The 12030-nt window shown below is 58.0% G+C and carries 10 protein-coding genes; 8 read left to right on the top strand and 2 right to left on the bottom strand.

The genetic code is table 11. The features are described 5' to 3' along the window. Positions 1–8 precede the first annotated feature (8 nt). The 5 genes from ACFFSY_RS19895 to ACFFSY_RS19875 all read left to right on the top strand — a co-directional run bounded on the left by ACFFSY_RS19895 (position 9) and on the right by ACFFSY_RS19875 (position 5323). Positions 9–755: an RDD family protein gene (locus ACFFSY_RS19895; protein ID WP_377497267.1), complete on the top strand. Its 747-nt coding sequence runs from the start codon at positions 9–11 to the stop codon at positions 753–755. Between the two features lie 103 nt (positions 756–858). Next, on the top strand, positions 859–1692 hold the full coding sequence (locus ACFFSY_RS19890) for an SPL family radical SAM protein (protein ID WP_377497266.1): 834 nt from the start codon (positions 859–861) through the stop codon (positions 1690–1692). Between the two features lie 309 nt (positions 1693–2001). Next, complete coding sequence (locus tag ACFFSY_RS19885) at positions 2002–3489, top strand: ABC transporter substrate-binding protein (protein ID WP_377497264.1); 1488 nt, start codon at positions 2002–2004, stop codon at positions 3487–3489. Positions 3490–3576: 87 nt separating this feature from the next. Next, on the top strand, positions 3577–4467 hold the full coding sequence (locus ACFFSY_RS19880) for a carbohydrate ABC transporter permease (protein WP_377497261.1): 891 nt from the start codon (positions 3577–3579) through the stop codon (positions 4465–4467). 22 nt (positions 4468–4489) lie between these two features. Then, a complete protein-coding gene (locus tag ACFFSY_RS19875; RefSeq protein WP_377497259.1) occupies positions 4490–5323 on the top strand; it encodes a carbohydrate ABC transporter permease in 834 nt (277 codons plus the stop codon). Between the two features lie 50 nt (positions 5324–5373). Here ACFFSY_RS19875 and ACFFSY_RS19870 read toward each other — a convergent pair whose 3' ends face one another. Next, on the bottom strand, positions 5374–6246 hold the full coding sequence (locus ACFFSY_RS19870) for a helix-turn-helix domain-containing protein (RefSeq protein WP_377497257.1): 873 nt from the start codon (positions 6244–6246) through the stop codon (positions 5374–5376). A 142-nt stretch (positions 6247–6388) separates the two neighbouring features. Between ACFFSY_RS19870 and ACFFSY_RS19865 the strand changes: the two genes are divergently transcribed. After that, positions 6389–7930 (top strand): glycoside hydrolase family 31 protein, encoded by a 1542-nt coding sequence (locus ACFFSY_RS19865; protein ID WP_377497255.1) that lies wholly within the window; start codon positions 6389–6391, stop codon positions 7928–7930. Between the two features lie 203 nt (positions 7931–8133). On the opposite strand, the gene ACFFSY_RS19860 is transcribed toward ACFFSY_RS19865, so the two are convergent. Beyond that, complete coding sequence (locus tag ACFFSY_RS19860) at positions 8134–9015, bottom strand: helix-turn-helix transcriptional regulator (protein ID WP_377497253.1); 882 nt, start codon at positions 9013–9015, stop codon at positions 8134–8136. A 66-nt stretch (positions 9016–9081) separates the two neighbouring features. Between ACFFSY_RS19860 and ACFFSY_RS19855 the strand changes: the two genes are divergently transcribed. After that, on the top strand, positions 9082–9414 hold the full coding sequence (locus tag ACFFSY_RS19855) for an SDR family oxidoreductase (protein ID WP_377497251.1): 333 nt from the start codon (positions 9082–9084) through the stop codon (positions 9412–9414). 167 nt (positions 9415–9581) lie between these two features. Next, positions 9582–11912, top strand: a complete 2331-nt coding sequence (locus ACFFSY_RS19850) for a glycoside hydrolase family 95 protein (protein ID WP_377497249.1) — start codon at positions 9582–9584, stop codon at positions 11910–11912. The last annotated feature ends 118 nt before the right edge of the window (positions 11913–12030 follow it).

Below are 12030 nucleotides of genomic sequence, written 5' to 3'. Positions count from 1 at the left end.
TGTTATCGATGGATCATCGTTTGCCGCAAGCGCCGCTGTGGAAGAGAGCCGGCGCTTTTTTGTTGGATCATTTCCTTATTCTTGTCGTTGCGTTGGGAGTGGGGATTTTGCTGCTCGGCTTGTTTGGAGAAGGGGAGACGAGCTTTTTCGGCGCCGCTTCCTTCGCTCCGATCATGATCGTGGCATTCATCCTTTATCTCTGCAAAGATATCGTCGGGGGCAGAAGCGTCGGCAAACGCATCTTCGGGCTTGCCGTATTGGAAGAAGGCGGGCAGCCGCCAAAGGCAGGGAGACGGATCCTCCGCAACGCTTTCACGTTCCTCTTGCCGGCCGAGCTGTTCTTCCTGCTGCTGTCTCGCAGCAAACGGAAAATCGGAGACCGCCTGATGCGTACCGATGTGTACGCGCTTCAGAGGAAGCGGCCGGTAACGGGCATCATTGCGGCGGTTGTCGCTTCGTTCGCCTTTGTCGCGTTCGCGATGTTCGCCTCCGTCATAACCATTATGAAACAAGACAGTTCCTACCGGGTTGCCACCGACTATATCCGCCAGCAAGCAGAGATTCAACGAGTGGCAGGAGAGCCGATCACATTCGGGCTGCTGCCAACGGGGAGTGTAAGTTACACGAACGGGAGCGGGGAAGCCGCGTTCAACTTGAAGGCGAGAGGGAGTCTACGTACCGTTGAGGTGCGAATCTCGCTCACGAAAGCCGAAGGAGAAGCGTGGGTCGTGCGGGATATGCAGTACTCCCCATGATGAGTCGAGGGCACAGCGCGTTTCAACTCCTATTCACGAACATGTTATGATAAGGGTCGAAGCACGAATGTCTGAACCCATGGCGAAAGGGGGATAAGCAGCGATGGCCGCCGACATCAAAGAAATCGTGTCCAAAACCATTATGAGCCAGACAAGCGGGTACCTCGACGTCGGATTCACCCATTCGCTCAATCCGTATAGCGGCTGCGCGTTCTCCTGTGCCTATTGTTATGTGCGAGAGATGCCGATCCAGCGTTTCAAGGATATCCCTTGGGGAGAATGGGTGGAGGTCAAGACCAATGCCGCCGAATTATACCGCAAGGAAATCAGCCGCCTCCGAAGCAAAAATAAACCGGTCCGTCTCTTCATGTCCTCCGCGACGGACCCCTATCAGCCGATCGAACGAAAGGCGCAGATCACAAGGGGAATTCTGGAAGCGATGCTCGAAGCGCCGCCCGACCTGATTCAGCTTCAGACGCGTAGTCCGCTCGTGACGCGGGATATGGATCTTCTCGTGCAATTGAAGGCCATGTGCAGCGTCCTCGTCTCGATGACGGTTGAGACGGACCGGGAGGACATGAAGCGGCTGTTCGCTCCGTACGCGCCCGGCATCTCCTTGCGGCTGAAGGCGCTGCGAGAACTGCATGAAGCGGGAATTGCGACGCAAGCGGCGATTTCGCCGGTACTGCCATTTACGCCGGAGTTCCCGAAGCGACTGGCAGGCATCGTCGACCGCATCTGGATCGACACGCTCAATATCGGCGACGGCTCGATGGGCCGGCGTTCGCGGCGGCTGGGCATGCCGGAAGTGTTTGAGGCGAACGGGCTGGAGGATTGGTATGAAGGGGACATACATGTTCGCGTCGAGAAATATTTCAAGAAGAGTTTCCCCGCAGATATGGTGCGCGTGTCGAAGGACGAGGCGTTCCCGATATAGCCAATGTGCGGACTGGATAGCGAAGGTATGTTATCCAGCCGATCGAACAATAGTCGCAAGGCAGACACACGGTCGTGAAGCGCAATGCTTCCGGCTTTTTTTATTTTGCGGTAAATCCCGCAAGAACACGGTGTCTAGTCATTTGCGTACAATGGCGCGAAATCATAGTCGAAGTCGTATATTTATCGCGAATAATCGCTGTTAACGTTCAATATCTTTTAGTATGCAGCGATGTAAGCGCTTCAAACGGCGTGTTTTTCGATGCATATATGTAAGTAACTGGTAGAAGAGAAAGAGGGAGGGCACGCGATGAAGAACGGCAAGAGACTATGGTCGGTAACAACCTCGCTTGTCTTGTGTACAACCCTGCTGTTCGCCTGTTCGAACAATGGCGGCAATTCCGGCAGCGCGGGGAACGAAGGCGGCAAGTCGCCGAATACGAACAATTCGGGGACGAGCGGTAATAAGGGGAATGCAGGCGGCGAGAATGCGGGCAAAACGAATGGAGACGGCGGAACGGAGGGCGATGCGGCCAAGAAGGTCATTACAATTACATACCGCGACGATGGCATCGGCGAGAAAGGCGTCCTGTTCCAATGGATCAAGGCGGTGTCGGAGAGCTATCCGGACAAGAGCGTGGAGATCAAGCCGACGCCGATCCAGGCGTCCGAAGGCGATTATTTCGCCAAAATCGCGCTCGCGCTGAAGTCCAAGGATACCGCCCCGGATATCGTCACGGAAGATACGTTCATCCTGAACTCGGATGCAAGCGCAGGTTTCCTCGAGCCGCTGGACGACCGATTGAAAGAGTGGGAGGACTGGTCGAACGGTTCGTTCATCGAGGCGATGAAGAAAGGCGTCACCGCGAGCGATGGCAAAGTATACGGCGTCCCGTATAATACCGATTCCCGCGGTCTCTGGTACAACAAGACGCTCTTCAAGCAGGCGGGGCTTCCCGAGGATTGGCAGCCGAAAAATTGGGACGAGGTGTTGGACGCCGCCCGCACGATCAAGGAGAAACTGCCGGATGTCGTGCCGATCTGGATGAATATGGGCAAGGCGACGGGGGAAGCGACGTCTATGCAGACGTACGAGATGCTGCTCTACGGCACGGGTGAGCGCCTGTACGAAGACGCGAGCGGCAAATGGATTACGAAGAGCCAAGGCATTATCGACGCGCTCAGCTTCGTTCAGACCGTCAACAAGGAGAAGCTCGGTCCGCCGCTGTCGAAGGTGTTGAACGGGCAAGCGGGCAACACGGCATCCCGCGAGTACTTGCCGCAAGGGAAGCTGGCGATCCAGTTGGACGGTTCATGGATTACCGGCAACTACTTGGAGAACGGCGCGGCGCCTTGGCCGGAGTACAAGGATGTGCTCGGCTTCGCGCCGATGCCGACGAGCAAAGGCCAAGCGCCGGGCTCGATCACGCTCGCGGGCGGTTGGGCGCTGTCCATTCCGAGCAACGCGAAGAACAAGGACGAAGCGTGGAACTTCATCAAATACGCGCTGAACAAAGAAAATACGCAGAAGCTCGTCATCGCCGCCGGCAACATTACCGTCCGCGCCGACGTAGCGAAGGACCCTGGCTATACGGAAATGCCGTTCAACGGTATCGCAACCGAGTACTTGCAGAACGCGGAGTTCCGTCCCGCGCAGGACAAATATCCGGAAGTATCGACGCAAATCCAGACGATGGTCGAATCCGTCGCGACAGGCACGTCGCCGGAAGCAGCCGCGAAGAAGTACGCGCAGGACGTGACTCGCATCGTCGGCGAGGACAAAATCGTGGAGAAGTAAGACGGCCGGCTTGCTTGACGCGCTGCCGCAAGCGGCGCTTTGGGCAAGCCTTATTTGTATCAGATGCCGGAAGGGAGGATGCGCGAGATGAGCAGTATAGCCGCCGCCGCGCCCGCGAAACGAAGGAAGACGTGGACGTGGCTTTATTTTTTGCTTCCGTCGGTCGCGATCATGCTGGTGTTCTTCATCTATCCGATCTTGCTGACGGTGTTCTATTCCTTCACCAATCTGGCGCTCACCGGCGAAGCCGCCAAGGAGCTGAACTTCGTCGGCCTTGATAACTACGCGCGCATGTTCGAGGATCCGACGGTGCGTTCGAGCATATGGAACACGCTTGTGTTCTTGATCGGATCGGCCGTCATCGGCCAGCAGGTGCTCGGATTCCTGATCGCGCTGCTCATGAAACACAAGAACCGGTGGTTTCGCCGCATCATCGGGACGATCGTGCTGGCGGGCTGGGTGACGCCGGAGATCGTCTGCGCGCTGTGCTTGTACAGTTTCTTCGGGGACGAGGGGACGTTGAACGCGATCTTGCAATCGTTCGGGTTCTCGACCGTCACATGGCTGTATACGATTCCGATGGTCACCGTCATTCTGGCGAATATTTGGCACGGGACCGCGTTCTCGATGCTCGTGTTCCAGGCCGCGCTCGACGATGTGCCAAGCGAGATTGAAGAGGCGGCTGTCGTGGACGGCGCGTCAAAATGGCAGATTTTGACGCGCGTCACGCTCCCCTATATCAAGGATACGATCACGACGAACATGATGCTCGTCACGCTCCAGACGCTCGGCGTATTCGGGCTCATCTACGCGATGACCGGAGGCGGTCCGGGGACGTCGACGACGACGCTGCCGATCTTCATGTACAATCAGGCGTTCGTGAACTATCAGCTCGGTTACGGCACCGCGATTTCCTTGCTGCTGCTGCTGATCGGCGTCATTCTAAGCCTGTTCTACATTCGTTCGATGAAAGAGTAAACCGACAAGGAGAACGACCGTTATGAATGCGATCCAGCGAAAATGGGTTTTTCGAATTTGGCCATACGTCATTCTGGCGTTCATCGGCATCTGTTTCGTGCTCCCCTTGCTGTGGGTGCTCGTCGCCTCCGTCGACTCGAATGCGATGCAGTCGCTTAAGATGCCGACCCGGCTGACGGGGGACAATTATGTCAGCGTGCTGACGAATCCGGATAACCAGCGGGCGTTCCTCATCGGGCTGCTGATGTCCGGCGGCCAAGCCGTCATCGTCGTCATCCTGGGACTGCTCGCGTCCTATCCGTTGTCGCGGTATCAACTGCGGTTCAAGAAGCCGTTCATGCTGACGATTCTATTCATGACGTCGCTGCCGATCACGGCGGTCATGGTGCCGGTCTATCAGCTGTTTCTGACGCTTAAGCTGTACAACAACATATTCGGCGTCGTCTTGTTCTTCGTCGCTTCGGCGATGCCTTACGGCATCTGGATGCTGAAGAACTTCATGGATTCCGTGCCGTCCGAGCTGGAAGAAGCGGCATGGATCGACGGCGCGTCGGTGTTCGTGGGCATTCGCAAAGTCGTCGCGCCGCTCATGATTCCGGGCATTTGCACGGTCGCGATCTTCACATTCTCGGGCAGCTGGGGCAACTTCTTCGTCCCGTACATCCTGCTCCAATCGCCGGAGAACTTCCCTGCCTCGCTGAAAATCTATCAGTTCTTCGGCCAATACGGCATGGCCGATTACGGCAAGCTGGCGGCGTTCTCCGTCATGTACGCAATACCGTCGATCGTGCTGTACGTGTTGTCCCAGCGCTTCATGTCGAAGGGCTTCGGCCTTCAGGGCGGGACGAAAGGGTGAGAAGCGCGAAGCAAAAAACGGACGAACCCCCGATTGCGGCAATCGGGGGTTTATGGCGCGTTCTTGCGGACTTGGCTAGGAGTCAGGCCGCGATAGCGCTTGAACAGCTCGTCGAAGTAGTGGACGGAGCCGAAGCCGCAGCGATCCGCAATGAGGGTGATCGGCAGGTCGGTGTCGCGGATGAGCGTCTCTGCCTTGGCGATGCGGAAGAGCTGCACGTATTCGTTGAATGTCCGTCCGACGGCCTCCTTGAATACACGGCAGAAGTGATACGGACTCATCGCCGCGATCTCAGCGGCTTGGCCGACGGTAATGGGCTCCGAATAATGCCGCTCAACGTGCTCGATGACCGATTTGATCCGTTCGATTCGGCGGCTGGCGGCAATTTGCCCATGTGCGCTCGGGGCGGACGAAGCGCTATAGAAGCGGGCGAGATAAGCGAGCAGAAGGTGCAGCTGCGACTTCGCGGCATGCTCGAATCCGAGCTCGCGGTGCGTAAATTCGTGAATGACAGTCGCGACTACGGATGTCAACGATTCATAATGGGGATCGCCGGATCGCAGGATTACCGGTAAATCCAATCGCCCGGTTAACAACGCGCTATAGGCGAGATTGCCCGTATCGGCGTATACCATGCGCGAACGATCCAGCAAGATCGTGTAATACTGCGGAATGCCGTCCGTCAAGTAACCGCTGTGGATTGTGCCTTCAGCGATGAACACAAGATCGCCCGGCATGACGATGTATTGCTGTCCGCCGATCCGAAATTCTGCTGTCCCTTCGGTGACGTAGATCATCTCCATGCAAGCCTCGTGCCAGTGCGGCGGGAAGAGCGTCCCTGCCGATGGCTCCGGCACGAACATATTGAACGGATAGAGGTCGCTTAACAACATCATGTATTGGTTATGCCCTTCAGCTGCCATGTGGTTGATTGCGCCTCCCTTAACAGCAAGATTGTTTAACTATCGCGCACGAACGGCTGTATCGTCCACTTTGATTCTAGCCTATCATTAAGGTCACGGAAAGCCATTTTTCGCGCGGATAGCGTCAGAAGAGGGAGCGTGGATGATGAGTAACAAGCGGATAATCGTAGATCGTCTAGATGGCGAGTGTTGGTGGGGCGGGGATATCGAAGACGGGATCCGGATGCCGCTCGGCGAGGAGAATCATGCCAGAGATTTGATTCGCGATGGGCGAAGCAATCAAGCGGTGCCGTTCCTCTTATCCAGCCGCGGCCGTTATATTTGGTCGGAGGAGCCGATTCGGTACGTCTTCGAGCAAGGCCGCATCGAGGTCGAATGCGACACGGGACGCGTGGAGCTTCGCGAAGGCTTCGGCAGCTTGCGGGAAGCCTTCCGCGCCGCCGCGAGCGCGCATTTCGCGCCGGACGGCAACATGCCGGATCCGCTATTCTTCACGGCGCCGCAGTATAATCTGTGGATCGAGCTGCAGTACGAACCGACGCAGGAGAAGGTGCTCCGGTATGCCGAAGACGTGCTGAGCAATGGATTGCCGCCGGGAATTCTCATGATCGACGACAATTGGATGGAAGATTACGGCGTCTGGACGTTTCGCCGCGATCGGTTCCCAGATCCGAAGGCGATGTGCCGGAGACTGCACGAGATGGGATTCAAGGTAATGCTATGGACATGTCCGTTCGTCAGTCCCGACAATGCGGCGAATTTTCGATTCCTGGAACGCCAAGATTACTTGCTTCGGGACGCGAAAGGCGAAATTGCGATTCGTCGTTGGTGGAATGGATATAGCGCCGTGCTGGATTGCACGAACGAAGCGGCGGTCGGCTGGTTCCACGGCGAACTCGCGCGTCTTATGGACGAGTATGGCATCGACGGCTTCAAGCTCGATGCCGGCGATCCCCAATTTTATCGCGCCGACGATCGGAGCTGTGAGCCTGTTCATCCGAACGGTCATTGCGAAGCGTGGGCGCGAGTCGGGTTGCGTTATGCATTGAACGAGTACCGCGCATGTTGGAAGAGCGCCGGCCGGCCGCTCGTGCAGCGTCTGGCGGACAAGAACCACAGCTGGGGCGCGGACGGACTGGCATCGCTCGTCCCGAACGGCTTGGCGCAAGGACTGTCCGGGTACGCGTTCGCTTGCCCGGATATGATCGGAGGCGGGCAGATCGCCGACGTCGAGAATCAGCCGGACCGTCAGGTCGAACAGGAGCTGTTCGTCCGGTATGCGCAATGTTCGGCGCTCTTCCCGATGATGCAGTTCTCTGCCGCGCCATGGCGCGTCCTGGATGATCAGCATTTGGCAGCCTGCGTAGCGGCAGGCGAATTGCACCGCGCGCTCGGCAGCGAGATTATCACGCTTGCCAAGCATGCCGCGCTTACGGGCGAGCCGATCATCCGGCACATGGCTTATGTGTTCCCCGGCCAAGGATTCGAGCGTACGACGGATCAGTTCATGCTCGGCGATACTATTCTCGCGGCGCCTGTGTTGGAGCAAGGTGCGCGAAGCCGCCTCGTCGCGTTCCCGCCAGGTACGTGGCAGGGCGACGACGGCTCCGTAGTATCAGGACCATGCACACGCGAGGTTGAAGCGCCGCTCGCCAGACTGCCGTGGTATCGGCTAATCGGGTAACCGGTTAGCGGCTGTCTGCTAAACTGCCTTCAAGTTGAATAGCCCGTCAAGCCAGAGCGGCATGACGGGCTATTCGGGTCTGTTCGTGGCTTCTCAGAGCGGTATGACGGGCTCCGCGGCTTATCAAAGCGGCATGACGGGCTATTCGGGTTGTCAGCGCCTTCTCAGACCGGCATGACGAGCTATTGGGTTCTCGCGTCTTTTCATGTCCGTTCTCTCAAGCTCGCTCCAGCGCGCGGGTCTAGGCGGTATTGCTTCGGGCTGATGCCATAATAAGCCTTGAAATGCCTCGTAAACGGATGAATCGACGGGTACCCGAGCTTCTCCGCAATCGCCGTAATGCTGAGCTCGCTCTCCTGGATCAAATAGACGGCCCGGCGCATGATCAGCCGATGCTGATAAGCTTTCGGCGTCATGCCGGTCTCCCGGAGGAACAGTTCATGGAAGTGCGTTCGCTTCAAGCCGCATTGCCGCCACCATTGATCCACGGACTCGCGCCGCTCCGGCTGAAGCTCGAGCATCCGGATCAGCCGCACAATGCGGTAATCGCGAGGCACCTTCGCATGAAACACATTATGCCAGCTGAGCAGCCATGCGTAGAACAAGCTGTTGACCGCCTCTGTCCGGTAATCCGTTATTTCATTATACTGGCGAACGATATGCAAGAAAGCTTCATAGAGATGCGGATAAGGTTGCAGGGAGAAGACGCCAGGAAGCGCGTCGAGTTCCGGGCAGGGATGCGAGACCGATACTTCGGACAGACCAAACGGGTTCGGCGCGTAAATGAACGTGCGGTGGCGGGAGACAGGCGTCCTGTTGTCCCATAAGTCGCAATATAAATTATGCGAGGCAAGCGGATGCGCGGGCGAAACGTGAAAGGCGTGCGGCTGACCGGGGCGGAGAAAGATCAGCGTGCGCTTCTCGATCGGGTAGCGGACGCCTTCAATCTCCATCTCGCCGGGTCCGTCCGTGAACAAATGGAACGCGAAGACGCTGCATATGCGCAAGCCTTCATTGGAGCTGCCGTCATAGAGGTAGGGCATGGAATCGCCGACGTGCGGCGTCAGCATGGCTAATGTCCGCATTGCATTATTCTCCCCTCGAGATGAATCAATTGACTGGATTTACCGGATGAAGCGTCAACTTTTTGGATGCGCTACCAAATACGCTGCGCTAGGGATCATGATACGATATGCCCACGCGAAAAGGAAGCGGATGCGCCCGGGATCAGGGGCATCGGAGAAGCCTGCGCACATCGGTTCGTCGCGGAAGGTGGATCTGTCGTCATTGCTGAACTGCGCGAGACGGTAGGCGAACAAGCTGCCGAGCGGATCAATCGGCAATATGGTAATCGGGATGGTGGCATGCCGTCAGCTCTGTTCGTCCGTTGCGACGTCGCGCAAGAGGCGGAGGTAATTCGTCTAGTGCAGCGCACAACGCAAACATTCGGCCGTCTGGCTGCTTTGCCGGTTGGCGGAGCCTGATGACATTGCCTCGGCCGTGCTGTTCTTGGCCGGACAGCAGGCTGCTATTATTACAGCGCGGCGCTGCCGGCCATCCTGATGAACGGCTTGTATCGGCTGCCGGAGCGCTCGGGCGCGTCGACGGATATTTTGCCGCACTATTTTGATGAATACCGGGTGAGATGAGGATGACAATGAATGGCATGCGATTAACCTATAACACCGCGGCGGCCAGCTGGAAGCAAGGTCTTCCGGTCGGCAACGGCCGGATCGGCGCAGTTCTGATCAGCAGCGCGGAGGAAGAAACCTGGTGTCTGACGGAATCGACGTATTGGTCTGGGCGGGAAGAGCGTACGCAGACAATCTCACGTGGCCGTGTGGATCTTGACCGCATGCGGGAACTGTTCTTTCAAGGAGATTACACGCAGGGCGAGGCGCTCGCGGAGCAGCTGCTGCAGGCGGAGAAGCGGAACTTCGGCACCCATCTATCGATGTGCGACGTCCGTATCACGTTCGAAGGCGGGGAAGGACGGGTCGAGCGGATGCTTGATCTGGAGAATGCGGTCTATCGCGCAACGGTTGAACGTGCGGGAGCAGGGCGCGACTTCGAACTATTCGCGAGCCATCCGGACGGCGTACTCGCGGCACGAATCGGAAGCGACCATCCGGGGGGAATCACCTTCGTGCTCCGTCTGAAGGGTCGTACGGAGCGATTCGCGGCATGGGCCGATCCGGAAGGGTACATTCGGTTCAGCGGTCAAGCAGTCGAGACGATGCACAGCGACGGGACCTGCGGCGTCCGGTGTTCCGGCGCGGTCAAGATTGTTGCCGATGGCGGGATTGTGGAGGCATACGGGGACGAGCTGGTAGTTCGCGGGGCGAATCTGGTATGGATCTACATCGGCGTAGCGACGGATTACAGCCGCGATGACGAAGCTTGGCAGGAGGAGGCGCTAGGGGCAGTCAAGCAAGCGTCCGCCAAAGCTTATAGCGATCTTCTGGATGCTCATGTGCGCGAGTACCGTTCCTTGTATGCGCGAGTAGAAGCGGACTTCGGACGTACGGAGCGGGAGGCGCTGCCAACCGACGAACGGATTCGCCTGCTCGGCAAAGATGGGGACGGGGGTGGGAACGATCCGCAGCTGTTTGCGCTCTTTCTTCAGTACGGCCGGTATTTGACGATCTCCGGATCGCGCTCGGATTCGCCGCTTCCGCTGCATTTGCAAGGACTGTGGAACGACGGGGAAGCGAACCGAATGGCGTGGAGCTGCGACTATCACCTCGACGTCAACACGCAGATGAACTATTATGCGACGGAGGCGGCGAATTTGGCGGAGTGTCACGAGCCGCTGCTAAGATATATCGGGAAGCTAGCCGAGGCGGGGCGTGCATCGGCGGCCGATTTCTACGGCTGCCAAGGCTGGACGGCGCACGTGTTCTCCAATGCATGGGGGTTTACCGCTCCAGGCTGGTACTATACATGGGGGCTGAATGTGACGGGCGGATTATGGCTGGCCATGCATCTACGGATGCATTACGAATATGGCCGTGACGAGACGTTCCTGCGGGAGCAAGCCTACCCGGTGCTCAAGGAAGCCGCTCGCTTCTTCCTAGACTACATGGTCGTTCATCCTGAGAAAGGCTGGCTCGTGACGGGACCGTCCAATTCCCCGGAGAACAGCTTCTACATGCGAGGTGGCGATCGGATTAGCCATGCGCTGTCCATGGGGCCGACGATGGATCAGTCGCTCGTGCGCGAGCTATTCGGCTTCTGCTTGGCGACGGCGGCGAAGCTCGGCGACGAACCGGCGTTCCGTCAGCGGCTGGAGGAAGCGATCGCCTTACTTCCGCCGCTGCAGATCGGAGCGGACGGCAAGCTGCAAGAATGGCTGGAAGATTACGAGGAGGCACAGCCGGATCACCGCCATCTGGCGCATCTGTACGGCCTCTATCCCGGCGCCGAGATTACGCCGGACGGCACGCCGGCGTTCAGCGAAGCGGCGCGGCGAACGCTGATCGCCCGCAAGCGCGAGGACGGCTTCGAGGATGTGGAGTTCACGCTGGCGCTGTTCGCCGCAAGCTTCGCCCGGCTGCACGACGGCGAGCGAGCCTATGAGAACGTCGCTTACCTGATCAGCGATCTGTGCTTCGATAATATGCTCACCTACTCCAAGGCGGGCATCGCGGGAGCGGAGTCGAACATCTTCGTCGCCGACGGCAACTATGGCGGAGCGGCAGCCATCATCGAGATGCTGCTGCAAAGCCATGCCGGCGAGATTCATCTCCTGCCCGCGCTTCCCGCGAAGTGGCCAACCGGCAAAATCACCGGACTTAAGGCTCAAGGCAACGCCCGGGTCGACATCCACTGGCAAGGTGGTAATCTTGCCGAAGCCACCATACTGGCCCAGTCGCCGCTTCGAACGAAGCTCAGATACCGCAATCGCATCATCCCTCTTCATCTCGAAGCAGGCGAAAGCCTGCTCATCCGAGGATGCGAACTCGCCGAGCAGCATCAATAGGTCAGAAAGACAACTGCAGAAATTTGTGGCTGTCTTTCGTGCTTCGTCGACTGGTTCCAATACGCGTTCCAAGGCACTGGCGTCAAACTCGTGACCGAAACGGTCTAGGGGTATATTC

It is taken from the genome of Paenibacillus aurantiacus (assembly GCF_042431225.1).
In the GTDB taxonomy this organism is placed as follows: Bacteria; Bacillota; Bacilli; order Paenibacillales; family Paenibacillaceae; genus Paenibacillus_Z; species Paenibacillus_Z aurantiacus.
The sequence above is the reverse complement of the archived record's forward strand: the minus strand, read 5'-3'. Positions and strand labels throughout refer to the sequence as shown.